The organism is Burkholderia sp. CCA53, from assembly GCF_001685525.1.
Lineage (GTDB): Bacteria > Pseudomonadota > Gammaproteobacteria > Burkholderiales > Burkholderiaceae > Burkholderia > Burkholderia multivorans.
Map to the genome: position 1 here is coordinate 2,228,258 of NZ_BDDJ01000001.1, position 25,676 is coordinate 2,253,933.

A 25,676-nucleotide genomic window follows, 5' to 3' on the forward strand; every position below is an offset into this window, starting at 1 on the left:
GGGCGTGGGCGGGCGGTGCGGCCCCGTTTCGGCGAGGCCGCGTTCGTCAGTGCGCGCCCGCGTAGATCCACTCGAGCAGCGTGTCGTGCGCGGCACGTGCGGCTTCGGCATGATCGTCGTTGATGAAGCTGACGACCACGTAGCTCTGGCCGTCCGCGCCCGCGACGTAGCCGGCGATCGCGCGCACGTCGCGCAGCGTGCCGGTCTTGATATGCGCGTTGCCAAGCACGCCGGCGTTGGTCAGCCGGTTCTTCATCGTGCCGTCGATGCCGGCGATCGGCAGCGAGTCGATGAATGCCTGCGCGACCGGGCTCGCGTTCGCGGCCTGTAGCAGCGCGGCGAGCGACAGCGCGCTCACGTGTTCGTCGCGCGACAGCCCCGAGCCGTTGTCGAGCACGAGGTCGGGCATCGCGATGCCGTTCTTCTGCAGGAACGCGCGGATCACGCGGCTCGACTGCTCGGGCGTCGCGGGCGGCTTGCCGGCGACCGCGCCGATCGTCAGGAACAGATTGCGCGCCATCACGTTGTTGCTGAACTTGTTGATGTCGTACACGACGCTGCCGAGCACCGGGCCGTGATGTACGGCGATCGGCCGCGCGGCGCTCGGCACCTTGCCTTCGGCGACCGGCCCCGCGATCGTGCCGCCGTCCTGCTGCCAGAGCGCGAGGAAGCCGCGCGCGAAGAACGTCGTGTGATCGAGGATCGCGAGATTGGTCGTGCGCGCGCCGCAGCGCAGCGGGTAGTCGCCGGCGAACGACGCGGTCAGCATCGCGCCGTCGGCGTTCAGCGTGGGGCGTGCGGCGGCCGCCGCGCTCGCGCACGAGCCGCTGCCTTCGTACAGCTGGTTGTCGATCGACAGGTTCGCGAGCGGCGGCAGCACGTCGACGGCGACCTTGCCGTCTTCGCCCGGCGTGACGGTAAACGAGATCGCCTTGAACGCGTACAGCAGCGGGTCGGGGCCGACGTTGTACGGCGCGCTCACGTCGTCGTCGAACGACGGCAGGTCGCGCGTCGACGCGGCGAAATAGCTCTTGTCGAGCACGAGGCCGCCGGCGACGCGCTTGATGCCGGCCTTGCGGATCTTGTCGACGAGGTCGATCAGCTCCTCGGGCACGAGCTTCGGATCGCCGGTGCCCTTGATGTAGAGATTGCCCTGCAGCGTGCCGTCCGGATCGACCGGGCCGTCCGCATACGCGGTCGTGCGCCAGCGGAAGTCGGGGCCGAGGATCGACAGGCCCGCGAACGTCGTGACGAGCTTCATCGTCGATGCGGGCAGCATCGGCCGATTCGCGTTCCACGCGATCAGCGGCTGCGGATCGCCGACGCGCTCGACGACGACGCTCATCGCCGACGCCGGTACCTTCGCGCGCTGCAGTGCGACGAGCACGGACGCCGGCAGGCCGGCGTCGCGCGCGGCCGCCGAGACGACCGGCGCGCGTCGCGCGTCCTTGTGGGGTTTCTTGCGGGCGTGTGCGGCGGGCGCGAACGCGAGCGCCGTGCAGGTGGCGACGACGGCGGCCGCGCGCAGGCAGACGCGTGCGCGCGGGGCGAAGCGGGTGGAGAGAGCGGAAATCGGCATGGACGAATACGGGAAAAGCGGGAGCTCGGGCAAGGCGCGCGGCGCGCCGAAGCGCACATTGTAGAGACAAGTGCGACAAGTACGACGAAATCGCGGAGGGCGCGCGCGGTCGCGCGCAGGATTCGCGGCGCTACAATGGGCGGCATCTGTCACTCGTCCCATGGATGCGATTCCGATGCGGATTCTGCTTGTCGAAGACGACCGGATGATTGCCGAAGGCGTGCGCAAGGCGCTGCGCTCGGACGGCTTCGCGGTCGACTGGGTGCAGGACGGCGAGTCGGCGCTCACGGCGCTCGGCGGCGAGTCCTACGACCTGCTGCTGCTCGATCTCGGCCTGCCCAAGCGCGACGGCATCGACGTGCTGCGCACGCTGCGCGCGCGCGGGCTGTCGCTGCCGGTCCTGATCGTCACCGCGCGCGATGCGATCGCCGATCGCGTGAAGGGGCTCGACGCGGGTGCCGACGACTATCTGGTCAAGCCGTTCGATCTCGACGAACTCGGCGCGCGGATGCGCGCGCTGATCCGCCGGCAGGCCGGGCGCAGCGAGTCGCTGATCCGCCACGGCGCGCTGACGCTCGATCCGGCATCGCACCAGGTGACGCTCGACGGCGCGCCGGTCGCGCTGTCCGCGCGCGAGTTCGCGCTGCTCGAGGCGCTGCTCGCGCGGCCGGGCGCCGTGCTGTCGAAGAGCCAGCTCGAGGAGAAGATGTACGGCTGGGGCGAGGAAATCGGCAGCAACACGGTCGAGGTCTATATCCACGCGCTGCGCAAGAAGCTCGGTTCGGACCTGATCCGCAACGTGCGCGGGCTCGGCTACATGGTCGTCAAGGAAAGCTGACGCGTGAGGTCGATTCGTCATCAATTGCTGATCTGGCTGCTCGCGATCGTCGTCGCGGGCGTGAGCGTCGCGGGCTGGCTGATCTACCGGCAGGCGCTGGCCGAGGCGAACGAGCTGTTCGACTACCAGCTCCAGGAAATCGCCGCGGCGCTGCCGTCGGAGCCGTTCTCGCAGGTGTTCGGCTCGCGCACCAACGGCGACGAAGGAATCGTGATCCAGATCTGGAATCGCAACGGCGTGCTGATGTACTTCTCGCATCCGCGCGCGCCGATCGCGCCGCGCGCGGAGCTCGGCTTCTCGACAGAGCGCACCGATCGCGGCGAGTGGCGCGTGTACGGCGCGATCGTCGGCGACAACGTCGTGCAGCTCGCGCAGCCGCTGTCGGTGCGCAACCGGCTCGCGGCGAACGTCGCGCTGCGCACGCTCTGGCCGCTGATCGTGCTGCTGCCGTTCCTCGGCGCCGCCGTCTGGATGATCGTCGGCCGCGGGCTCGCGCCGCTCGGCCGCGTGACGCGCGCGGTCGAAACGCGCCGGCCCGAGGCGCTCGATCCGCTGCCCGACGCGCGGCTGCCGCTCGAGGTGCAGCCGCTCGTGCGCGCGCTGAACGGGCTGCTCGCGCGGCTGTCGGGTGCGCTCGACACGCAGAAGGCGTTCGTCGCCGATGCCGCGCACGAGCTGCGCACGCCGCTCGCGGCCGTGCAGATCCAGGCGCAGCTCGTCGCACGCGCGAAGGACGATGCCGCGCGCCGCGAGGCGCTCGACGATCTGCAGCACGGCGTCACGCGCGCGACGCGGCTCGCCGAGCAACTGCTCGCGCTCGCGCGCGCCGAACCCGACGCGGGCGCGGTGCGCGAACCGGTCGACCTGCAGACGCTGCTCGCCGAATGCGTGGCCGCGCACGCACCGCTCGCGCAGCGGCGCAACATCGACCTCGGCTTCGAGGAAACGCGCGCGGCGACCGTCGTCGCCGACGTCGGCGCGCTGCGCGTGATGTTCGGCAACCTGCTCGACAACGCCGTCAAGTACACGCCCGACGGCGGGCGCATCGACGTTTCGCTGACGCGCGACGCGGCCGGCCGCGCGTGCGTGCAGATCGGCGACAGCGGCCCCGGCATTCCGGCCGAAGAGCGCGAGCGCGTGTTCGACCGCTTCTATCGCGACAGCTCGGCGCGCGCGCGCACCGACGTGTCGGGCAGCGGGCTCGGTCTCGCGATCGTCAAGCGTGTTGCCGCGCAGCAGGGCGCGACCGTGTCGCTCGGCGATGCGGCGGCGGGCGGCCTGCTCGTCAGCGTCGTGTTCCGCGACGCCGAGATGCCCGCGCAGGCGCCGCAGCAGCCCGCGTCGGTGTAAGGCGCGCGGCAGGCGGCTTAAGTTGCGCTTAAGGCTGATTAAGCCTCCTTTAAGTCAGCATCGTTACGCTGCGACGTAACAAAAGAGGAGGTCCTACGATGAACACCCGATTCCTTGCGCGCAGCGCCGTCGCCGTCGCAGTGGCCGCCGCGCTGTCCGCCGGCTACGTCGCCGGCACGCGCCGCGCCGATCCGCAGATCATCGCGCCCGCGCACGCGGCGGCGATGATGCCGGCCGAAGCGGCCGCGAAGACCGGCATCCCCGACTTCTCCGGGCTGGTCGAGACTTACGGTCCGGCGGTCGTCAACATCAGCGCGAAGCACGTCGTGAAGCAGGTTGCGCGGCGCGTGCCGCAGCCGCAGCTGCCGATCGACCCGAGCGATCCGTTCTACCAGTTCTTCAAGCGCTTCTATGGACAGGTGCCGGGCATGGGCGGCGACGCGCAGCCGGACGATCAGCCGAGCGCGAGCCTCGGGTCGGGTTTCATCATCAGCCCGGACGGATACATCCTCACGAATGCGCACGTGATCGACGGCGCGAACGTCGTCACGGTGAAGCTGACCGACAAGCGCGAGTACAAGGCGAAGGTCGTCGGCTCCGACAAGCAGTCCGACGTCGCGGTGCTGAAGATCGACGCGACCGGCCTGCCGACCGTGAAGATCGGCGATCCGGCGCAGAGCAAGGTCGGCCAGTGGGTCGTCGCGATCGGCTCGCCGTACGGCTTCGACAACACGGTCACGTCGGGCATCATCAGCGCGAAGTCGCGCGCGCTGCCCGACGAGAACTACACGCCGTTCATCCAGACCGACGTGCCGGTCAACCCCGGCAACTCGGGCGGCCCGCTGTTCAACCTGCAGGGCGAGGTGATCGGGATCAACTCGATGATCTATTCGCAGACGGGCGGCTTCCAGGGCCTGTCGTTCGCGATTCCGATCAACGAAGCGATCAAGGTGAAGGACGAGCTCGTGAAGACCGGGCACGTAAGCCGCGGCCGGCTCGGCGTCGCGGTGCAGGGGCTGAACCAGACGCTCGCGAGCTCGTTCGGGCTCGCGAAGCCGGACGGTGCGCTCGTCAGCTCGGTCGATCCGAACGGCCCGGCCGCGAAGGCCGGCTTGCAGCCGGGTGACGTGATCCTGTCGGTCAACGGCACGCCGGTCGTCGATTCGACGACGCTGCCGTCGCAGATCGCGAACCTGAAGCCGGGCTCGAAGGCCGACCTGCAGATCTGGCGCGACAAGGCGAAGCAGTCCGTCACCGTCACGCTCGGCGCGATGACCGACGCGAAGCTCGCGTCGAACGACGGCGGCCCCGTCGAGCAGGGGCGCCTCGGCGTTGCGGTGCGGCCGCTGACGCCGCAGGAGCGCAGCGCCGATAACCTGTCGCACGGGCTGATCGTCCAGCAGGCCGGCGGCCCGGCCGCGAGCGCCGGCATTCAGCCGGGCGACGTGATCCTGGCCGTGAACGGCCGCCCCGTCACGAGCCCCGAGCAGCTGCGCGAAGCGGTCAAGAGCGCGGGCAACAGTCTTGCTCTGCTGATCCAGCGCGATAATGCACAAATCTTCGTGCCGGTCGATCTGAGCTGACCGTGCGCGCGCCGCGGGCCGGTTCGGCCGGCCGCGGCGCGCGCCGCCGACGTCCGCGCATCGCCGCGGCCCCCGTATGTGTTCCGACCCAAAGGAGAGAGCCATGCAATATCTACGCAACGTGTCCCGAATTGCCGTCGCCGTCGCGCTGAGCGCCGGCCTCGCAGCCGCCGCGACCGGCGCGTACGCGCAGTCGTCGGACGGCCTGCCCGAAGCGACCCAGCAGGGCGACATCAGCTTCGTGTCGGGCGGCATCGGCAAGGATCAGTCGACGGCGTTCGAGCGCAACGAATCGGCGTGGCCGCTCGCGCTGCGCTTCACGGGCAAGGGCGGCGAATATCTGGCCGACGTCCACGTGCGGATCGTCGACGGCAAGGGCAACGAGGTGCTGAAGACCGACGCGCGCGGGCCCTACATGCTCGTGAAGCTGCCGCCGGGACGCTACACGGTGCACGCGTCGTATCAGGGCAGCGACGAAACGCGCGCGGTCACGGTCGGCGCGAAAGGCGGCGCGAAGGCCGCGTTCCAGTGGAGTGCACAGTAACGCGGGCCGCGGCCCCGATCGCGCAATCGCACGAAGTTTCGCCCATAATGAAAGCCACGGCGTTCGCGCCGTGGCTTTTTCGTTTCCTGCGCGCGGGCCGCGCGCCGCTTCGCCCGAAGGAGAAACGATGTCCGATGCCGCCGCCCCTCGCCTCGAAATCGTGCTGAACCGCCATCGCGTGCGCGTGATCCATCGCGGCATCACGTACGCGGACTCGCACGGCGCACTGACCGTGCGCGAAGCCGGGCAGCCGGACGTCCACTATCTGCCGCGCGGCGACGTCAACATGAGCAGGCTCGTGCGCTCGGCCACGACGGCGACGTGTCCGGTGAAGGGCGCGGCCGTCTACTTCAATCTGCAAACGGAAGACGGCGTGATCGAGGACGCCGCATGGAGCTACGAGTCGCCGGCGGCAGCGGCGCTCGCGCTCGCGCAGTACGTCGCGTTCGACGTCGCGCGGATCGACAGTCTCGTCGAAACGTCGTGAAGCGTCGTGCGCGGATCGCGGAGGCGTCATGGAACTGAACGACACGTTATGCGTTGCGCTTGCGCCGGCCGTCGTGCGCGACGCGCTCGAGGACGTCGCGCTGCTGCGCGCGAGCGTCGACCATTGCGAATCGTTCGTGAAGCGGGCGCGCGACGAATTCGCGCTGACGATCACGGTGCCGCACGGCACGCTGCGCGGGCGCTATGAGGTGCGTGTGCACGTCGCGGCCGAGCACGGCGACGCGGAAGGGCGGCCGCGCCGGATGCTCGGTTTCCATGCACGCGCGGAGGGCCTCGGCGCGCTGCGCGGCCAGATCGACGTCGTGCTGGCGCCGGACGACGCCGGGGACGCGACCTGCATCGAGTACCGCGTATGGGCGACCGCGACGGGCCCGCTCGCCGAACTGCCGGCGCGGCAGATCGAGAACGCCTTGCGCGACTGCATCGACGACTTCTTCCGCGAATTCTGCGCGATCGTGCAGGCGAAGCACGGGCTCGCGCCGAACCGTGCCCGCGCGGCCGCGCCGCGCCGCGCGCACGTGTTCCTGCGTCCGGCCGCGCTGACGGCCGCGGCAAAGCGCCCCGCGTCGCCGCATCTGGCCGGCGCGTCGGGCGGCCGCGCTGCCGGCGCGCTTCATCATCGCCAGGCCGGGCCGGTGCCGCTGTGGGCGTGGGTCGCGATGATCGTGTTCGTCGCGCTGCTGCTCTACGTCGCGCGCTGGTTCAACGGCGGCTGATCACACTCGCGCGGCCTGCCCCGCGACGCGCTCGCCGTCACGGCCGCGCGTCGCTGCCGATGCCGCGAAACTGTTTCCGATACGCGGACGGCGACGTGCCGAGCGCACCCGCGAAATGCTGACGCAGCGACACGCTCGAGCCGTATCCGGCCGCCTGCGCGATGGCGTCGATCGACTGGCTGGTGGTTTCGAGCAGATGCTGCGCGCGTGCGAGGCGCTCGGCCTGCAGCCATGCGGTGACGGTCGTGCCGGTCGCCTGCCGGAAGTGGCGCGTGAACGTGCGCCGGCTCATCAGCACGCGCGCCGCGAGCGAATCGACGCTGTGCGCGGCGTCCAGGTTCGCGCGGACCCAGTCGAGCAGCGCGGCGAGGCGCGTATCGCGCGGATGCGCGGCGACCGGCTGCGGCACGTACTGCGCCTGGCCGCCCTGGCGGTGCGGCGGAATCACGAGACGGCGTGCGATCCGGTTCGCGGCGTCCGAGCCGAAGCGGCGCCGTACGACGTGCAGGCAGCAGTCGAGGCCCGCGGCCGTGCCGGCCGAGGTCATCAGGTTGCCGTCGTCGACGTAGAGCACGTCGGGATCGAGCTTCACGCGCGGAAAGCGTCGCGCGAAATCGTCGGCCCACGCCCAGTGCGTGGTGGCCGGGCGGCCGTCGAGCAGGCCGGCCGCGGCGAGGACGTATGCGCCGAGGCAGAGGCCGACCAGCTGGGCACCGCGTGCGGCGGCCGCGCGAACGGCGTCGAGCAGTTCGTCGGGCGGCATTTCGTCCTCGTCGCGCCAGCTCGGCACGATCACGATGTCCGCATCGAGCAGCCCGTCGAGCGTGTAGGGGGCGACGATCGTGAAGCCGCCCGTCGTCGCGAGCGGGCCGCGATCGGCGGAACACACGCGGAATTCGAACGCGGGCGAGTCGGCCGCATCGCGCTCCTTGCCGAACACGACCGACGGCACCGACAGATGAAACGGGCTGATGCCGTCGTACGCGACGACGGCGACGACGGTCGCGGCGGGCGACGAAGCGGTGGTCATGCGGGGCTCCGGAATGACGATGGCCCGATTCTAACGAAGAACGCGAATCGGGCCATGGAGTGGAAGCGGGTGTTGGGCGGCAAGCCAGGCCGGGACTGAAGCTGAAGCTCAAGCCGAGGCGAAGCGGAAGCCGAAGCCGAGCCGAAGCCGAAGCCGAAGCCGAGCCGAGCCGAGCCGAGCCGAGCCGGCCGCCCGCCTCAGTCGTCCTTCAGCATCGCCGGGCTGCAGCGCAGCATGTCGAAGCAGCCGTCGACCAGCTTCTCCGCATGCTTTTCCGCATCGATCTCGTCCGGCAGCATCAGCATGTCGCGCACGAAGCCGCTGACGAGCGTATGCAGCATCAGCGTCGCGCGCCACGTGTCGAGCCGCTCGGGCAGCAGCTCGAGCCGCACGGCCATCGCGAGATCGGCGTCGATCGCGTGCAGCGCCTCGCTCATCCCCGCGCGGTTGCGCAACAGCAGCGGCTCCATGTCGGCCACGTACTCGCACTTCATGAACAGGATGCTGAACACGCGGCGCAGCTGCGAATCGCGCTGCACGCCGAGCAGGCACCAGATCAGGATCTTGCGCACCTTCTCGAGCGGATTGCTGCCCGGCGCGTCCGCCGGCATCCGCTTCAACTCGTCGATCGGCAGCAGCACGCGGTCGAACATCGCGTCGAACAGGTCGCTCTTGTTCGCGAAGTGCCAGTAGATCGCACCGCGCGTCACGCCCGCGTGCTGCGCGATGTCCGCCAGCGACGTATGCGATACGCCTTTTTCGAAGAACACGTGCTCGGCGGCATCGAGAATGCGGTTGCGCGTCTCGAGTGCCTCCTCCTTGGTGCGTCTGACCATGTGCAGGCCTGAATCTGAATCGATGAGTGGTAAACCGGGGCCGGGCCCCTCGTCGCGCGCGCCCGAACGGGCTATGCTTGCGACTGGTAACAATTCGTAAGACTTCGCGCTTGGCACGGCGCGGATGGTCTTTTTACATACATCCATGAATGTATATACAATACCACCCTACGATCGAATGACCAAAGTGGCAATCAGTTAATATCCCACTCTGCTGATTCCCGCCTAAGTACCAGTCCGCAGTTTGCGGCGCCTTGCCGGCACGGAGGTTTCGTGCCGCTTGTTGTATCCAGCAGTCCAGTAATTCAGGTGTTCGATCTGCGCCGCGAGGCGCATCCGTGCCGTGCTCCGGGGTCGGGCGCCGCACTCATTCCATTGGTTATACACAGAGGTCGCTCCATGCGCGTCGAACGGGTTCCATACCGCTTACTCACTGTCGCGACGGCCGCCGTTTTCCTGGCCGCGTGCGGGAAAAAAGAATCGGCACCGCCGCCGCAAACGCCGGAAGTCGGCGTCGTCACGGTCCAGCCGCAAGCCGTACCGGTCTTCACCGAACTGCCTGGCCGCACCAGCGCCTTCCTCGTCGCGCAGGTGCGCGCACGGGTCGACGGCATCGTGCTGCGCCGTGAATTCACCGAAGGCAGCGACGTCAAGGCCGGTCAGCGCCTCTACAAGATCGACCCGGCACCGTATATCGCCGCGCTGAACAGCGCGAAGGCGACGCTCGCGAAGGCGCAGGCGAACCTCGCCACGCAGAACGCGCTCGTCGCGCGCTACAAGGTGCTGGTGGCCGCGAACGCGGTCAGCAAGCAGGACTACGACAACGCGGTGGCCGCGCAAGGGCAGGCCGCCGCCGACGTCGCGGCCGGCAAGGCGTCGGTCGAGACCGCGCAGATCAACCTCGGCTACACGGACGTCGTGTCGCCGATCACCGGCCGTGTCGGCATCTCGCAGGTGACGCCGGGCGCGTACGTGCAGGCGAGCCAGGCGACGCTGATGTCGACCGTGCAGCAGCTCGATCCGGTGTACGTCGACCTCACGCAGTCGAGCCTCGAGGGGCTGAAGCTGCGTCAGGACGTGCAGAGCGGCCGTCTGAAGACGACCGGCCCCGGTGCCGCGAAGGTGTCGCTGATCCTCGAGGACGGCCGTACCTATTCGCAGCCCGGCAAGCTGCAGTTCTCCGACGTGACGGTCGACCAGACGACCGGCTCGGTCACGATCCGTGCGGTGTTCCCGAACCCGGGCAAGGTCCTGCTGCCGGGGATGTTCGTGCGCGCGCGCATCGAGGAAGGCGTGAACGACAACGCGTACCTGGTGCCGCAGATCGGCGTCACGCACGACCAGAAGGGCCAGGCGGTCGCGATGGTCGTCAACGCGAACAACAAGGTCGAGCCGCGCACGCTGACCGCGACGCGCATCGAAGGTCAGAACTGGGTCGTCGAAAGCGGGCTGCAGCCCGGCGATCGCGTGATCGTTCAGGGTGTCGACAAGGTGCGTCCGGGCGCGACCGTGAAGGCCGTTCCGGCGCAGCTCGCGTCGGCGCCGAACGACGCGTCGGGTGCCGCCGCGCCGGCCGCCGCCGCACCGGCTTCGGCCGCCGCAGCATCGAGTGCCGGCGCGTCGGGCGCGCCGGCTAGCGCCGCCGCGGCGTCGTCCGCCGCCGCTTCGGGCGCGCAATAACAGGGAGCCTGTTTCATGGCAAAGTTTTTTATCGATCGCCCGATCTTCGCGTGGGTGATCGCCATCATCCTGATGCTGGCCGGGGTTGCGGCGATCTTCACGTTGCCGATCGCGCAGTACCCGACCATCGCGCCGCCGTCGATCCAGATCAGCGCGAACTATCCGGGTGCGTCCGCGAAGACGGTGGAAGACACGGTGACGCAGGTGATCGAGCAGCAGATGAGCGGGCTCGACAACTTCCTGTACATGTCGTCGACCAGTGACGACTCGGGCACCGCGACGATCACGCTGACCTTCGCGCCGGGCACCAACCCGGACATCGCGCAGGTCCAGGTGCAGAACAAGCTGTCGCTCGCGACGCCGATTCTGCCGCAGGTGGTTCAGCAGCTCGGTCTGAAGGTGACGAAGTCGAGCAGCAGCTTCCTGCTCGTGCTGGCGTTCAACTCCGAAGACGGCAGCATGAACCGCTACGACCTCGCGAACTATGTCGCGTCGCACGTGCAGGATCCGATCAGCCGTCTGAACGGCGTCGGTACCGTCACGCTGTTCGGCTCGCAGTACGCGATGCGCGTGTGGCTCGACCCGGTCAAGCTGACGAACTACGGGCTCACGCCGGTCGACGTGACGTCGGCGATCAGCGCGCAGAACGTGCAGGTCGCCGGCGGCCAGATCGGCGGCACGCCCGCGAAGCCCGGCACGCTGCTGCAGGCGACGATCACCGAGGCGACGCTGCTGCGCACGCCGGCCGAGTTCGGCAACATCCTGCTGAAGGTGAACCAGGACGGCTCGCAGGTGCGTCTGAAGGACGTCGCGCAGATCGGCCTCGGCGCCGAAAACTACAACTTCGATACGAAGTACAACGGCCAGCCGTCCGCGGCGCTCGGCATCCAACTCGCCACGAACGCGAACGCGCTCGCGACCGCGAAGGCCGTGCGCGCGAAGGTCGACGAGCTGTCGAAATACTTCCCGCACGGGCTCGTCGTCAAGTATCCGTACGACACGACGCCGTTCGTGAAGCTGTCGATCGAGGAAGTGGTCAAGACGCTGCTCGAAGGTATCGTGCTCGTGTTCCTCGTGATGTATCTGTTCCTGCAGAACCTGCGGGCGACGATCATCCCGACGATCGCGGTGCCGGTCGTGCTGCTCGGTACGTTCGCGATCATGTCGCTCGTCGGCTTCTCGATCAACACGCTGTCGATGTTCGGCCTCGTGCTCGCGATCGGTCTGCTCGTCGACGATGCGATCGTCGTGGTCGAGAACGTCGAGCGCGTGATGGCGGAAGAGGGGCTCGGGCCGAAGGAGGCGACACGCAAGGCGATGGGCCAGATCACCGGCGCACTCGTCGGCGTCGCGCTCGTGCTGTCCGCCGTGTTCGTGCCGGTCGCGTTCTCCGGCGGTTCGGTCGGCGCGATCTACCGGCAGTTCTCGCTGACGATCGTGTCCGCGATGGTGCTGTCCGTGCTCGTCGCGCTGATTCTGACGCCGGCGCTGTGCGCGACGATCCTGAAGCCGATCCCGCAAGGCCATCACGAAGAGAAGAAGGGCTTCTTCGGCTGGTTCAACCGCACGTTCAACGCGAGCCGCGACAAGTACCACGTCGGCGTGCACCACGTGATCAAGCGGTCCGGCCGCTGGCTGATCATCTATCTGGTCGTGATCGTCGCGGTCGGCCTGCTGTTCGTGCGGCTGCCGAAGTCGTTCCTGCCCGATGAAGACCAGGGCCTGATGTTCGTGATCGTGCAGACGCCGTCCGGCTCGACGCAGGAAACCACGGCGAAGACGCTCGCGAACATCACCGACTATCTGCTCAAGGACGAGAAGGACATCGTCGAATCGGCGTTCACGGTGAACGGCTTCAGCTTCGCGGGCCGCGGCCAGAACTCCGGTCTCGTGTTCGTGCGCCTGAAGGACTACGCGCAGCGTCAGCACGCGGACCAGAAGGTGCAGGCGCTGATCGGACGGATGTTCGGCCGCTACTCGGGCTACAAGGACGCGATCGTCATTCCGTTCAACCCGCCGTCGATTCCGGAACTCGGCACGGCCGCCGGCTTCGACTTCGAGCTGACGGACAACGCCGGTCTCGGCCACGACGCGCTGATGGCCGCACGCAACCAGCTGCTCGGCATGGCCGCGAAGGATCCGACGCTGCAGGGCGTGCGTCCGAACGGCCTGAACGATACGCCGCAGTACAAGGTCGACATCGATCGCGAGAAGGCGAACGCGCTCGGCGTGACGGCGGATGCGATCGACCAGACGTTCTCGATCGCGTGGGCGTCGAAGTACGTGAACAACTTCCTCGACACCGACGGCCGGATCAAGAAGGTGTACGTGCAGTCCGACGCGCCGTTCCGGATGACGCCGGAAGACCTGAACATCTGGTACGTGCGCAACGGCTCGGGCGGGATGGTGCCGTTCGGCGCGTTCGCGACCGGCCACTGGACGTACGGTTCGCCGAAGCTCGAGCGTTACAACGGCATTTCGGCGATGGAAATCCAGGGTCAGGCCGCACCGGGCAAGTCGACCGGTCAGGCAATGGCCGCGATGGAAGCGCTCGCGACGAAGCTGCCGACCGGCATCGGCTACTCGTGGACGGGTCTGTCGTTCCAGGAAATCCAGTCGGGCTCGCAGGCGCCGATCCTGTACGCGATCTCGATCCTCGTCGTGTTCCTGTGTCTGGCGGCGCTGTACGAGAGCTGGTCGATTCCGTTCTCGGTGATCATGGTCGTGCCGCTCGGCGTGATCGGCGCGCTGCTCGCCGCGACGCTGCGCGGTCTGGAAAACGACGTGTTCTTCCAGGTCGGCCTGCTGACGACGGTCGGTCTGTCCGCGAAGAACGCGATTCTGATCGTCGAGTTCGCGCGCGAACTGCAGATGACGGAGAAGATGGGGCCGATCGAGGCCGCGCTCGAAGCGGCGCGTCTGCGGCTGCGCCCGATCCTGATGACGTCGCTCGCGTTCATTCTCGGCGTGCTGCCGCTCGCGATCAGCAACGGCGCGGGTTCGGCGAGCCAGCACGCGATCGGTACGGGCGTGATCGGCGGGATGATCACCGCGACGTTCCTCGCGATCTTCATGATCCCGATGTTCTTCGTGAAGATCCGTGCGATCTTCAGCGGCGAGAAGGAAGACGTCGACGAGGCGCTGCGCCTGGCTCAGGAGCACTCGCACCACGAAGAGAAGCCGGGCAACGGCGACGAAGGCAACAAGGGACAGTGATGATGCAAAAACACGCTTTGACTGCAATCGCGGTCGCGCTCCTTGCCGCAGGCTGCACGTTGGCGCCGCACTACACGCGGCCCGACGCGCCCGTCGCGCAGGCGTTTCCGTCCGGCGGCGTCTATGCGACGCAGCCGGGCGCTGCCGGCGCGCGCAGCGCGAACGGCCAGGCGGCGACCGCCATCGGCTGGCGCGAATTCTTCGTCGATCCGCGCCTGCAGCGGCTGATCGAGATCGCGCTGAAGAACAACCGCGACCTGCGCGTGTCGGTGCTCAACATCGAGGCGGCGCGCGCGCAGTATCAGATCACGCGCGCGGGCCTGTTCCCGACGCTCGACGGTACGGGCACCGGCAATATCCAGCGCACGCCGCAGGGCGTGTCGCAAACGGGTGCGCCGTATATTTCGCGCGTCTACAACGTCGGCTTGTCGGCGTCGTGGGAGCTCGATCTGTTCGGCCGCGTGCAGAGCCTGAAGGACCAGGCGCTCGCGCAGTATCTGTCGACTGCGTATGCGCGGCAGGCCGCCGAGATCTCGCTCGTGTCGCAGGTCGCGGATCAGTATCTGACGCTGCTGTCGACCGACGACCTGCTGAAGGTCACGGAAGACACGCTGAAGACGGCGCAGGCCTCGTACGACCTGACGAAGCTGCAGTTCGACAACGGCACGGGCTCCGAGCTCGAGCTGCGTCAGGCGCAGACGGTCGTCGAGCAGGCGCTCGCGAACCAGCAGGCGCAGGCGCGCGCTCGTGCGCAGGCGCTCAACGCGCTGGTGCTGCTGATCGGCGAGCCGCTGCCGGACGATCTGCCGCCGGGGCTGCCGCTCGATGCGCAGAACCTGCTTGCCGACGTGCCGGCCGGGCTGCCGTCGGATCTGCTGACGCGCCGTCCGGACATCATGCAGGCCGAGCAGACGCTGCTCGCCGCGAACGCGAACATCGGCGCGGCGCGCGCGGCATTCTTCCCGCGCATCTCGCTGACGGGCGCGTTCGGCACCGCGAGCCCCACGCTCGGCGGGCTGTTCAAGGCCGGCACCGCGGCGTGGTCGTTCGCGCCGCAGATCACGATGCCGATCTTCGAAGGCGGGCAGAACATCGCGAACCTGAACCTCGCGAACGTGCAGAAGCGCATCGAGATCGCGAACTACGAGAAGGCGATCCAGAGCGCGTTCCGCGAAGTGGCCGACGGTCTGGCCGCGCGCGGCACGTACGATCAGCAGATCGCCGCGCTCGAGCGCAACACGCATGCGCAGCAGCGCCGCTTCGATCTGTCGGACCTGCGCTACAAGAACGGTGTCGACAGCTATCTGTCGGTGCTGACCGCGCAGACCGATCTGTACACCGCGCAGCAGGCGCTGATCAATGCGCGGCTCGCGCGCTGGACGAACCTCGTCGATCTGTATCGTGCGCTCGGCGGCGGCTGGATCGAGCGGGCCGGCGAGACGCCGCGCGCGCCCGATCAGACGGTCGATTACGACAAGGCCTCGGCGCCTGCGTCGGCGTCGGCTGCGGCGACGAACGGGTAAGCGTAAGAGCGGGCGGCGCGCGCCGCTCGCTTCACTTCGCTTCGACGAGACGCTGCCGGGTCGAGATCGCGGATCGCCGCGCCGGCAGTCGATGAAAACGCCACGGACGTGAGTTCGTGGCGTTTTTTTATGCGGCGTGTGCGGCGTGTGCGGCGTGTGCGGCGTGTGCGGCGTATGCGACGTTAGGCCGTGTGTGTGGTGCCCGTGCGCGCGTGCGCAAGCCGTGCCGGCACTCGTCGACGCGCGCGTCGTGTGCCCGGTGCCGCGCTCGCGCGCTTGCGCAATCCCACAATCGCGCGATCGCACGACCGCAGGCCGACGCCCGATCTTCATACTCCCAAACAAAAACGCCACGGTTTCACCCGTGGCGTCTGGGTCGATCGCGGCGCCGCGTCGCGGCGCATGCGTTGTTCGATCAGTGATGCGCGTCGACGGCCTGTCCGTCGAAGTCGTGGCCGGCGCGACGGATTTCGCATTTCGCGTCCTTCTCGCCCTTCACGCCGTTGAACACGAGGTTCAGGATCACGGCCGACGCGGATGCGAGCAGGATGCCGCTATGCAGGATCGGTGCGAGCGCCGGCGGCAGCTTCGAGAAGAAGTGCGGCGACACGACCGGCACGAGGCCCATGCCGATGCTGACCGCGACGATGAACAGGTTGTGGTGGTTCTTCACGAAGTCGACCTTCGACAGCACCTTGATGCCGTTGGCGGCGACCATCCCGAACATCACGATGCCGGCCCCGCCGAGCACGAACGGCGGCACCGAGGCGACGACCTGCGCCATCTTCGGGAACAGGCCGAGCAGCACGAGGATCACGCCGCCGGTCGCGCACACGAAGCGGCTCTTCACGCCCGTCACGCCGATCAGGCCGACGTTCTGCGAGAACGACGTATGCGGGAACGAGTTGAAGATTCCGCCGATCAGCGTGCCGAGGCCGTCCACGCGCAGCCCGCGCACGAGACGATCCTGATCGACCGGGCGCTCCACCATGTCGCCGACCGCGAGGAACATCCCGGTCGATTCGATGAACGTGACGAACATCACCGTGACCATCGTCGCGATCGACAGCGGGTCGAAGTGCGGCCAGCCGAAGTGGAACGGCATCACGAAACCGACCCACGGCGCGACCGATACGCCGTCGGTGTTCACGCGGCCGAGTGCGAACGCGATCACGAAGCCCGCGACGATCCCGAGCAGCACCGAGATGTTGGCGACGAAGCCGCGGCCGTACTTGTTGATCAGCAGGATCAGCGTGAGCACGAGCAGCGACAGGCCGAGGTAGACCGGGCTGCCGTATTCGGGGTTGCCGACGCCGCCTGCCGCCCAGTTGATTCCGACTTCCATCAGCGACAGCCCGATCACCGAGATCACGGTGCCGACGACGACGGGCGGGAAGAACCGCAGCAGCTTGCCGATCATCGGCGCGAGCACGATGCCGATGATGCCGGCTGCGATCGTCGAGCCGAAGATGTCGAGAATGCCGAGGCCGGGGTTCGTGCCGATCGCGATCATCGGGCCGACGGCCGCGAACGTGCAGCCCATGATCACGGGCAGGCGGATGCCGAAGATCCACAGGCCGAGCGTCTGAATCAGCGTGGCGATGCCGCACGAAAACAGATCGGCGCTGATCAGGAACGCGATCTGGTCTTTCGGCAGCTTGAGCGCGCCGCCGACGATAAGCGGCACGGCGACGGCGCCGGCGTACATGACGAGGACGTGCTGCAGGCCGAGCGTTACAAGCTTGCCGGTCGGCAACACCTCATCGCACGGATGGACCGTGTTCGATTGCATCTGTCTCACTCCATGATCTTGTTTTCGGGGTGATACGAAGTTATGCGGAATGCACCGGCGTCACAAGAGCACTGGGTTCTATTCCGTTCTTTGCTGGTTCGATATGCCAATTCGGCATGAGACGAGATGTCGATCATGGGGAAACGCCGCTGGAGTGAGGTTCTACGGTTTTATAGCTGTCCAAAATTGGGCGGCCCCCCATGTCAAATATCGGCAACCTTATGATGTGTATCGCGCGGTCCGCATAGTCCCGAAATCGCCTGCACGAAAAGCGCATCGGGTTAACCCGCGAACCGCCGTTTTGCCGCGCGGTGCAACCGATTGCTGCCCGCCGCCGCGCAGGCGACGCGCATCGCGAAAATCCGGGCGGCATCACGATCCCGCTATCATCGACATCCGTTCATTCGAATCCTGATCCCGTCATGCGTCTGCTCGGCATCGACCTCGGCACCGGCTCCGTCAAACTCGTCACGATCGATGCCGACGGCGTCGAACGCGCGGTCGCGAGCGAACCGTATCCGTTGTCGTCGCCGCGACCGGGCTGGGCCGAGATCGCGCCCGAGACGTGGTGGGACGCGCTGCTGCGCGCGGCCGCGCGTTTGCCGGCCGACGAACGCGCGCAGGTCGTTGCGATCGGCTTGTCGGGCCAGATGCACGGCGTCGTGCTGATGGACGCGGCCGCGCGTCCGGTGCGGCCGGCGCTGCTGTGGCCCGACACGCGCGCGGCGCGCGAAGCAGAGGCGGCGCGCTGGCCGGACGCGCCGAATCCGGTCGCGCCCGGAATGGCCGGCCCGCTGCTGTGCTGGCTTGCCGCGCACGAGCCGGACACATTGCGTGCCGCGCGCTGGGCCGTGCAGCCGAAAGACTGGCTGCGCGTCGCGCTCGGCGGCGAGGTCGCGGCCGATCCGAGCGATGCGTGCGCGACGGCGCTTGCGTCGCCCGACGGCGCGTGGGATCGCGCGCGGATCGAGGCGCTCGCGTTGCCGGCCGACCGCTTCGCGCCGGTACGCGCGTCGGCCGCGCGCTGCGGCGCACTCGACGCACGCGCCGCGGCCGCGCTCGGGCTGCCGGCCGGCGTGCCGCTCGCGACCGGCGCCGGCGATACCGCGTGCGCGGCGCTCGGCAGCGGGCTCGTCGCGTCCGGCGACGCGTTGCTGACGACGGGCAGCGGCGGCCAGATCGTCGTGCTCGCCGACGCGTTGCCGCCTGCGCGGCGCGGGCTGCATCGCTATCGTGCGGCGGCGGGCGGTGGCTATTACACGATGGCGGCGATGCAGAACGTGGGACTCGCGCTCGAAGCGGTGCGCGGCTGGCTTGGCTATCCCGACTGGGCCGCCGCCTACGACGACGCGTTCGCGCAGCCGCCGTCCGAGCGGCTCTGCTTCCTGCCGTATCTGACCGGCGAGCGCTCGCCGTGGATGAATCCCGATGCGCGCGGCGGCTGGCTCGGCCTCGCGCTCGGCGACACGCGTGGCGCGATGATGCGTGCCGCATTCGATGGCGTCGCGTTCGCGCTGCGCGCAGGGCTCGACGCGATCCGCGATGCGAACCGTGACGATCCCGTCGCGTCGTTGCGCGTCGCGGGCGGCGGCTCCGTCGATCCGCGCTGGCGGCAGCTGCTCGCCGATGCGCTCGGCGCGTCGCTCCACGCGCTCGAATGTCCGAATGCGGCGACGCGCGGCGCCGCGCTGCTCGCGGGTCTCGCGATCGGCCACTGGAGCGAATCGGCATTGCCCGCGCTCGCACCGGCCGCGTCGCCGGTTGCCGCGCCGCGCGACGATCGCGCGCTCGCCGCGCGGCACGCGCGCTTCGTCGATCTGTATGCGCGCACCGATGCGTGGTTCGCGACGGGCGTTTAAACTCGGGCACTTGTCGTTTTGCGCCACCGATGACGCATCGTGGCAAGCCGGCGACTGATTAGCGCACGCACGGCGCGCCGCGACGCGCGATCATGGCGAGCACCCGATTTTTCCGCAGGCCGGCGCGCGATGCCGCGCGGCGCGGAATGGAACCGGAGTCGACGCGGCGCCGCGCCGCGCCGGACCGACATTCAACAAGGAGTCACACGATGAAGACGAAAGCAGCGATTGCATGGAAGGCGGGCGCGCCGCTGACGATCGAGGAAGTCGATCTCGAAGGCCCGCGCGCGGGCGAAGTGCTGATCGAGGTGAAGGCGACCGGCATCTGCCACACCGACTACTACACGCTGTCGGGCGCCGATCCGGAAGGCATCTTCCCGGCGATCCTCGGCCATGAAGGCGCGGGCGTCGTCGTCGACGTCGGGCCGGGCGTCGGCACGGTGCGCAAGGGCGATCACGTGATTCCGCTCTACACGCCCGAATGCCGCGAGTGCAAGTTCTGCCTGTCGCGCAAGACCAACCTGTGCCAGAAGATCCGCGCGACGCAGGGCAAGGGCCTGATGCCCGACGCGACCTCGCGCTTCTCGCTCGACGGCAAGCCGCTGTTCCACTACATGGGCACCTCGACGTTCTCGAACTACATCGTCGTGCCGGAGATCGCGGTGGCGAAGGTGCGCGAGGATGCGCCGTTCGACAAGATCTGCTACATCGGCTGCGGCGTGACGACGGGCGTCGGCGCGGTGGTCTACTCGGCGAAGGTCGAGGCCGGCGCGAACGTCGTCGTGTTCGGTCTCGGCGGGATCGGGCTGAACGTGATCCAGGGTGCGAAGATGGTCGGCGCGGACAAGATCATCGGCGTCGACATCAATCCGAAGCGCGTCGAGCTCGCGAAGAAGTTCGGCATGACGCATTTCATCAACCCGAACGAAGTCGAGAACGTCGTCGACCATATCGTGCAGCTGACCGACGGCGGCGCCGACTACTCGTTCGAATGCGTCGGCAACGTGAAGCTGATGCGCCAGGCGCTCGAGTGCACGCACAAGGGCTGGGGCCAGTCGTTCATCATCGGCGTGGCCGCGGCCGGCGAAGAGATCAGTACGCGTCCGTTCCAGCTCGTGACGGGCCGCGAATGGAAGGGCTCCGCGTTCGGCGGCGCGCGCGGCCGCACCGACGTGCCGAAGATCGTCGACTGGTACATGGAAGGCAAGATCAACATCGACGACCTGATCACGCACACGCTGCCGCTCGAGCGGATCAACGAAGGCTTCGACCTGATGAAGAAGGGCGAGTCGATCCGCTCGGTCGTGCTGTACTGACCGACGGAGCGCGATCATGCTCGAACTCGTTTCATCGCATGCGTGCCACGGAGGCGAGCAGCGCTTCTATCGTCACGATTCGACGACGATCGGCCTGCCGATGAAGTTCTCCGTCTATTTGCCGCCGCAGGCCGCACACGGTCGCGTGCCGGCGCTGTTCTATCTCGCCGGGCTCACCTGCACGGAGGAGACGTTCGCGATCAAGGCCGGCGCGCAGCAGTATGCGGCGCAGCACGGTCTCGCGCTCGTCGCGCCCGACACGAGCCCGCGCGGTGCGGGCGTGCCGGGCGAAGCCGATGCGTGGGATTTCGGCGTCGGCGCAGGCTTCTACGTCGATGCGACCGAAGCGCCGTGGTCCACGCATTACCGGATGGAGACCTACGTGACGCGCGAGCTGCGCGAGATCGTCACGGCCGAGCTGCCGATCGACGGCGCGCGGCTCGGCATCTTCGGCCACTCGATGGGCGGGCACGGCGCGCTGACGCTCGCGCTGCGTCATCCGGACCTGTACCGGTCGGTGTCGGCGTTCGCGCCGATCGCGGCGCCGACGCGCTGCCCGTGGGGCGAGAAGGCGTTCTCGGGCTACCTCGGCGCGGATCGCGAAGCGTGGAAGCAGCACGACGCGAGCGAGCTCGTCGCGCGTGCGGATGCGCCGAAATTCGCGGACGGCATCCTCGTCGACCAGGGCCTCGCCGATCAGTTCCTCGCGAACCAGCTGAACCCCGACGTATTCGAAGCCGCGTGCGCGAAGGCCGGCCAGCCGCTCACGCTGCGCCGCCATCCCGGCTACGACCACGGGTATTACTTCATCTCCACGTTCATCGCCGATCACATCGCGCATCACGCACGTGTGCTGATGCGCTGAGCCGCGGCGTGTCACGTACGTGGCACGTCGCGTCGCGCGACGCGGCGCCGATAAAAAAACGCCGGCACTGCCTTCGGGCATGCCGGCGTTTTTTGTTTGTTTGCCTCGACGGGCCGCCGCCACGCAGGCCGGTGCAGTTCAGCGCCGCCGCAACAGGCTCGCGCCGTACACGAGCCCCGACAGCGCGGTGATCCAGAAGCTCGTCGGCCAGTCGGTGTGATACGCGAGCACGATGCCGAGCCACGCTTCGAGCAGCGCGAAGAGCGCGGCGAGCAGCACGCCGGTCGACAGGCGCGTCGACACGTTTTGCGCAGCGGCGGCCGGGCCGACGAGCAGCGTGAACACGAGCAGCACGCCGACGATCTGCGTCGCGGCAGCGACCGCGAGCGCGCACACCGCAAGGAACAGCACCGACACCGTGCGCAGCGACACGCCCTTCGCTTCGGCCAGCTCCGGCTGCAGCGACGCGAACAGCAGCGGCCGCGCGATCAGGGCGAGCGCGACGAGGCTCACCGCGCCGATGCCGGCGAGCACGGCGAGCGTGTCGTGGCTGACCGCGAGCACGTTGCCGAACAGCAGCGCCGTGACCTGCGTCGCGAACGACGTGTAGAAATGCAGGAACAGCAGGCCGAAGCCGAGCGCACCCGACAGGATCACGCCGATTGCGACGTCGCGGCCCGCGAGCCGCTCGCCGAGCGCGCCCATCGCGATGCCGGTCGCGAGCGTGAAGCCGACCATGCCCCAGATCGGCGAGATGCCGAACAGCACGGCGCCCGTCGCGCCGGTGAAGCCGACGTGCGACAGCGCGTGGCCGGCGAAGGTCTGCCCGCGCAGCACGAGGAAGTAGCCGACGATGCCCGCGAGCACCGCGACGATCCCCGACGCCGCGAAGGCGTTGATCATGAAATCGTATTCAAACATCGTGCGAATGCCCGGGGTGCGCGTGTCCGTGATGAGCGTGATGAGCGTGGCCGCTGCCGTGCGCATGGCCGCCGTCGTCCTCGTGTTCGTGGTCGTGCTTCTCGATCTCGACGTCGCCCGACATCACGAAGATCTTGCCGTTCACGCGCATCACGTCGATCGGCGATCCGTAGAGGCGCGACAGCACGGGCTTCGTGATCACCTCGTCGACGGTGCCGAGCGCCGCGACGCCGTTGCCGAGATACAGCACGCGGTCGAGCGCGTTGAGCAGCGGGTTCAGTTCGTGCGCAGAGAACAGCACGGTGATGCCGAGCTCGCGCTGGACCTTGCGCACGAGTTCGACGACGCCGCGCTGGTGGTTCGGATCGAGGCTGATCAGCGGCTCGTCGAGCAGCAGCAGCTTCGGATTGCCGAGCAGGCATTGCGCGAGCAGCAGGCGCTGGCGCTCGCCGCCCGACAGTTCCGACAGCGGCCGGTGCGACAGCGCGCGGCCGCCGACCAGATCGAGCACGCGGTCGACGTCGCGCCGCGTCGCGGCGCTCGTGTGCGGCAGCCCCCAGCGATGACCGTCGGCGGCCATCGCGACGAAGTCGTAGCCGCGCATCCGGCGGTTCGCGAGGCCGCTGCGGATCTGCGGCATATAGCCGATCGACGCGTTGCCGCGCGCGACCGGCAGGCCGCCGACCGACAGCGTGCCGCCGGCGACGGGCACGAGCCCGAGCACGGCGCGCATCAGCGTCGTCTTGCCCGCGCCGTTCGGCCCGAGCACGCCGACGAATTCGCCCGGTTCGATCGAGAAGCTGACATCGCGCAGGATCGTGCGTCCGCCCAGTTCGAGCGTGACGCGATCGAGCGCGAGTGCGTGGGGGGTCGGTGTCATGGCTTGCCGGTGGAAAGCGCATGGCCGAGCGCGTCGAGCTGCGCGGCCATCCATTGCTGGAAGGTCTTGCCGGCCGGCTGCGTCTCGGTGACGCTGACCGTCGGCACGCCGCTGTCGTGCGCGATCTTCAGCATCCGCTTGGTCATCGCTTCCTCGGCCTGGCTGTTGTAGATCAGCACGCGAACGCGCTTGTCGCGCAGATCCTTCTCGAATGCGGCGACGTCCTGTGCGCTCGCCTCGGTGTCGTTCATCGTCGCGAGCTGGAAGCGCTGGTTGCGCATCTCGAGGCCGATCGCGTCGGCCATGTAGCCGAACACGGGCTCGGTGGCCGTCACGGGCACGCCCTTGTACTGCGCGCGCAGCGCGGCGATCTTGTCGTCGACGGACTTCAGCGATGCGATGAACTTCTGCAGGTTCGCGTCGTAGTCGGCCTTGTTGGCCGGATCGACGCGGCCGAGCTCGGCCGCGATCGCGCGCGCGGCGGCCGGCATCGTCGCCGGGTCGTACCAGAGGTGCGGGTTGTCGCCGGCCTTCTTGCCGACCAGGTCGGCGACGACGATCGTCGCGCGCTTCGCTTGTTTCGATGCGCCGAGCAGCTTGCCCATCCACGGATCGTAGGCGGCGCCGTTGTAGATCACGAGCTGCGCGTGCTGCAGCGCGCGGGCCGTCTTCGGGCTTGCCTCGAACAGGTGCGGATCCTGATCGGGATTGCTGAGGATGCTCGTGACCGCGACGTGGCTGCCGCCGATCTGCGTGACGACGTCGCCGTAGAAATTCTCCGCGGCGACGACATTGACGGGCGCGGCCTGCGCGAGCGCGGGCGCCGCGAGCGACAGCGCGGCGACGCCGGCGGCGAGCCAGCGCAGCGCGCGCGACGCGGGGGAACGACGAACGGGCGACAGGGCGCGCAGCGGCGCGCGCTTCAGGGCAATAGACATGGAACTCCTCGTTGGAAGGGCGGCGCATGCGCCGCGCGATCGACGTCAGCGCTGGGCGGGCTTGCGCTTGCAGTGGCCGCACAGGCCGCTCAGCTCGACGACCTGGTGATGAACCTCGAAACCGTGCGCGGGCTCGGTCGACGACAGCTGCTTCGCGAGCTCGCCGCCGGGAATCTCGACGGTGTCGCCGCACGCGTCGCAGATCAGGAACTGGCCTTCGTGCGGCACGCCGATTTCGCAGCACGCGAAGAACGCGTTTTTCGACTCGATGCGATGGATGAAGCCGTGCTCGACGAGGAAGTCGAGCGCGCGGTAGACGGTCGTGGGCGGCACGCGGCCGCGCGTCGGCTCGAGTTCGGCGAGCAGATCGTATGCGCCGATCGGACGCTGCGCGGCGAGCACGCGCTCGTAGACCTGGCGGCGCAGCGGCGTCCAGGCGAGCCCGTGCTCGGCGGCGAATGCGTCGGCCCGGGACAGCCGGGCGGCGAGGGAGGAGGAGGTAGCCATGGCATCAAGCAGGCGATGAAACTGAGTATGGCGATGATATAACGTATCGCGCCGCCGTGCAGCGCCGATTTCCGCCCCGTTTCTGCTTCCGCGCGCCATCCGGCGTCGTTTCCGTCACGCCCGCCGCACCGCATCGACGCGTCACCCGCGTTATTCCGCCTCCATCGCCGTACCGCGGCCGCACACCGCCGTGCGGCGGCGCATCATCGAAAGCTGTCGTTCCGCCTTGACAGAGCGAATCGCGTATCCGATCATTCGACCACTAACAGAGCAATTGTTCGGGTCGCGAGCGTTCGCTCACTTCGCGGCCGTCGTACAGCAGAACGAACCGGAGACAACCCGTGAGACTGGAAGACAAGGTCGCGATCCTGACGGGCGCCGCCAGCGGCATCGGCGAAGCGGTCGCGCAACGCTATCTGGACGAAGGCGCGCGCTGCGTGCTCGTCGACGTGAAACCGGCCGGCGGCTCGCTCGCACGGCTCATCGAAGCGCATCCCGGCCGCGCGGCGGCCGTCACCGCGGACGTCACGCGCCGCGACGACATCGAGCGCATCGTCGCGACCGCGGTCGAGCGGTTCGGCGGCGTCGACATCCTGTTCAACAACGCGGCGCTGTTCGACATGCGCCCGCTCCTCGACGAATCGTGGGACGTGTTCGACCGGCTGTTCGCGGTCAACGTGAAGGGCATGTTCTTCCTGATGCAGGCGGTCGCGCAGCGGATGGTCGAGCAGGGGCGCGGCGGCAAGATCGTCAACATGTCGTCGCAGGCCGGCCGTCGCGGCGAGGCGCTCGTCTCGCACTACTGCGCGACGAAGGCGGCCGTGATCAGCTATACGCAGTCGGCCGCGCTCGCACTGGCGCCGCACCGGATCAACGTCAACGGCATCGCGCCGGGCGTCGTCGACACGCCGATGTGGGAGCAGGTCGACGCACTGTTCGCGCGCTACGAGAACCGGCCGCTCGGCGAAAAGAAGCGGCTCGTCGGCGAGGCGGTGCCGCTCGGCCGCATGGGCGTGCCGGCCGATCTGACCGGCGCCGCGCTGTTTCTCGCGTCGGCCGATGCCGACTACATCACCGCCCAGACGCTGAACGTCGACGGCGGCAACTGGATGAGCTGACATGAAGCCGCTCGCCTGCGCCGTCCGCCGGCCTGCTGCCGAACATCCGCGCAGCGCGCCGTGCGCGCGCGTCGCCGC

The 25,676-nt window shown here is 68.5% G+C and carries 21 protein-coding genes; 13 read left to right on the top strand and 8 right to left on the bottom strand.

Features of this window, described 5'->3' with window-relative positions; all coding sequences use genetic code 11:
* Positions 1 to 46: 46 nt before the first annotated feature.
* Complete coding sequence (gene dacB, locus BCR55_RS10375; RefSeq protein WP_035488964.1) at positions 47 to 1,579, bottom strand: D-alanyl-D-alanine carboxypeptidase/D-alanyl-D-alanine-endopeptidase; 1,533 nt, start codon at positions 1,577 to 1,579, stop codon at positions 47 to 49.
* 175 nt (positions 1,580 to 1,754) lie between these two features.
* Here dacB and BCR55_RS10380 point away from each other — a divergent pair, with 175 nt between their 5' ends.
* The 6 genes from BCR55_RS10380 to BCR55_RS10405 all read left to right on the top strand — a co-directional run bounded on the left by BCR55_RS10380 (position 1,755) and on the right by BCR55_RS10405 (position 7,117).
* Entirely contained in the window at positions 1,755 to 2,417 is a 663-nt protein-coding gene (locus tag BCR55_RS10380; protein ID WP_006398417.1) for a response regulator, read from the top strand.
* Positions 2,418 to 2,420: 3 nt separating this feature from the next.
* Positions 2,421 to 3,767, top strand: a complete 1,347-nt coding sequence (locus tag BCR55_RS10385) for an ATP-binding protein (protein WP_006406484.1) — start codon at positions 2,421 to 2,423, stop codon at positions 3,765 to 3,767.
* A 98-nt stretch (positions 3,768 to 3,865) separates the two neighbouring features.
* Positions 3,866 to 5,350 carry a DegQ family serine endoprotease gene (locus BCR55_RS10390; RefSeq protein ID WP_006406483.1) on the top strand — a complete coding sequence of 495 codons (1,485 nt, stop codon included), beginning with the start codon at positions 3,866 to 3,868 and terminating at the stop codon, positions 5,348 to 5,350.
* Positions 5,351 to 5,453: 103 nt separating this feature from the next.
* The gene (locus tag BCR55_RS10395) at positions 5,454 to 5,894 is read left to right on the top strand and encodes a carboxypeptidase-like regulatory domain-containing protein (RefSeq protein WP_006406482.1); all 441 of its coding nucleotides are present in this window, start codon (positions 5,454 to 5,456) and stop codon (positions 5,892 to 5,894) included.
* A 127-nt stretch (positions 5,895 to 6,021) separates the two neighbouring features.
* Positions 6,022 to 6,381, top strand: a complete 360-nt coding sequence (locus BCR55_RS10400; protein ID WP_006398422.1) for a DUF427 domain-containing protein — start codon at positions 6,022 to 6,024, stop codon at positions 6,379 to 6,381.
* 28 nt (positions 6,382 to 6,409) lie between these two features.
* Positions 6,410 to 7,117: a CoxG family protein gene (locus tag BCR55_RS10405; RefSeq protein WP_065494530.1), complete on the top strand. Its 708-nt coding sequence runs from the start codon at positions 6,410 to 6,412 to the stop codon at positions 7,115 to 7,117.
* Positions 7,118 to 7,154: 37 nt separating this feature from the next.
* Here BCR55_RS10405 and BCR55_RS10410 read toward each other — a convergent pair whose 3' ends face one another.
* A complete protein-coding gene (locus BCR55_RS10410; RefSeq protein ID WP_065494531.1) occupies positions 7,155 to 8,147 on the bottom strand; it encodes a helix-turn-helix domain-containing protein in 993 nt (330 codons plus the stop codon).
* Positions 8,148 to 8,344: 197 nt separating this feature from the next.
* The gene (locus BCR55_RS10415) at positions 8,345 to 8,983 is read right to left on the bottom strand and encodes a TetR family transcriptional regulator (RefSeq protein WP_006398425.1); all 639 of its coding nucleotides are present in this window, start codon (positions 8,981 to 8,983) and stop codon (positions 8,345 to 8,347) included.
* 399 nt (positions 8,984 to 9,382) lie between these two features.
* Between BCR55_RS10415 and BCR55_RS10420 the strand changes: the two genes are divergently transcribed.
* Genes BCR55_RS10420 through BCR55_RS10430 form a run of 3 tightly spaced genes read left to right on the top strand, consistent with a single transcriptional unit; the run spans position 9,383 to position 15,402 of the window.
* Positions 9,383 to 10,663 (top strand): efflux RND transporter periplasmic adaptor subunit, encoded by a 1,281-nt coding sequence (locus BCR55_RS10420; protein ID WP_006406478.1) that lies wholly within the window; start codon positions 9,383 to 9,385, stop codon positions 10,661 to 10,663.
* Between the two features lie 15 nt (positions 10,664 to 10,678).
* Positions 10,679 to 13,879 (top strand): efflux RND transporter permease BpeB, encoded by a 3,201-nt coding sequence (bpeB, locus tag BCR55_RS10425; RefSeq protein ID WP_006406477.1) that lies wholly within the window; start codon positions 10,679 to 10,681, stop codon positions 13,877 to 13,879.
* On the top strand, positions 13,879 to 15,402 hold the full coding sequence (locus tag BCR55_RS10430; protein ID WP_006406476.1) for an efflux transporter outer membrane subunit: 1,524 nt from the start codon (positions 13,879 to 13,881) through the stop codon (positions 15,400 to 15,402). The genes bpeB and BCR55_RS10430 overlap by 1 nt, the downstream gene beginning before the upstream one ends.
* A 415-nt stretch (positions 15,403 to 15,817) precedes the next feature.
* On the opposite strand, the gene BCR55_RS10435 is transcribed toward BCR55_RS10430, so the two are convergent.
* The gene (locus BCR55_RS10435; protein ID WP_006398432.1) at positions 15,818 to 17,194 is read right to left on the bottom strand and encodes a nucleobase:cation symporter-2 family protein; all 1,377 of its coding nucleotides are present in this window, start codon (positions 17,192 to 17,194) and stop codon (positions 15,818 to 15,820) included.
* A gap of 422 nt (positions 17,195 to 17,616) precedes the next feature.
* Here BCR55_RS10435 and BCR55_RS10440 point away from each other — a divergent pair, with 422 nt between their 5' ends.
* The 3 genes from BCR55_RS10440 (at position 17,617) to fghA (ending at position 21,234) form a co-directional block, all read left to right on the top strand.
* On the top strand, positions 17,617 to 19,053 hold the full coding sequence (locus BCR55_RS10440; protein WP_065494532.1) for a xylulokinase: 1,437 nt from the start codon (positions 17,617 to 17,619) through the stop codon (positions 19,051 to 19,053).
* 209 nt (positions 19,054 to 19,262) lie between these two features.
* Positions 19,263 to 20,369 (top strand): S-(hydroxymethyl)glutathione dehydrogenase/class III alcohol dehydrogenase, encoded by a 1,107-nt coding sequence (locus BCR55_RS10445; RefSeq protein WP_006406473.1) that lies wholly within the window; start codon positions 19,263 to 19,265, stop codon positions 20,367 to 20,369.
* Between the two features lie 16 nt (positions 20,370 to 20,385).
* The gene (gene fghA / locus BCR55_RS10450; RefSeq protein WP_053296887.1) at positions 20,386 to 21,234 is read left to right on the top strand and encodes an S-formylglutathione hydrolase; all 849 of its coding nucleotides are present in this window, start codon (positions 20,386 to 20,388) and stop codon (positions 21,232 to 21,234) included.
* A 138-nt stretch (positions 21,235 to 21,372) separates the two neighbouring features.
* Here fghA and BCR55_RS10455 read toward each other — a convergent pair whose 3' ends face one another.
* From BCR55_RS10455 to BCR55_RS10470, 4 genes are read right to left on the bottom strand one after another with little or no spacing between them, the layout of a single operon-like run.
* Positions 21,373 to 22,155: a metal ABC transporter permease gene (locus BCR55_RS10455; RefSeq protein ID WP_006406471.1), complete on the bottom strand. Its 783-nt coding sequence runs from the start codon at positions 22,153 to 22,155 to the stop codon at positions 21,373 to 21,375.
* Positions 22,148 to 23,035: an ABC transporter ATP-binding protein gene (locus BCR55_RS10460; RefSeq protein ID WP_006410050.1), complete on the bottom strand. Its 888-nt coding sequence runs from the start codon at positions 23,033 to 23,035 to the stop codon at positions 22,148 to 22,150. Before BCR55_RS10460 ends, BCR55_RS10455 begins: the two co-directional genes overlap by 8 nt.
* On the bottom strand, positions 23,032 to 23,973 hold the full coding sequence (locus tag BCR55_RS10465; RefSeq protein WP_006406469.1) for a metal ABC transporter solute-binding protein: 942 nt from the start codon (positions 23,971 to 23,973) through the stop codon (positions 23,032 to 23,034). The genes BCR55_RS10460 and BCR55_RS10465 overlap by 4 nt, the downstream gene beginning before the upstream one ends.
* A gap of 45 nt (positions 23,974 to 24,018) precedes the next feature.
* A complete protein-coding gene (locus tag BCR55_RS10470) occupies positions 24,019 to 24,480 on the bottom strand; it encodes a Fur family transcriptional regulator (RefSeq protein WP_006398440.1) in 462 nt (153 codons plus the stop codon).
* Between the two features lie 341 nt (positions 24,481 to 24,821).
* On the opposite strand from BCR55_RS10470, the gene BCR55_RS10475 reads away from it, so the two are divergent.
* A complete protein-coding gene (locus BCR55_RS10475) occupies positions 24,822 to 25,598 on the top strand; it encodes an L-iditol 2-dehydrogenase (protein ID WP_006406468.1) in 777 nt (258 codons plus the stop codon).
* Positions 25,599 to 25,676 lie beyond the last annotated feature (78 nt).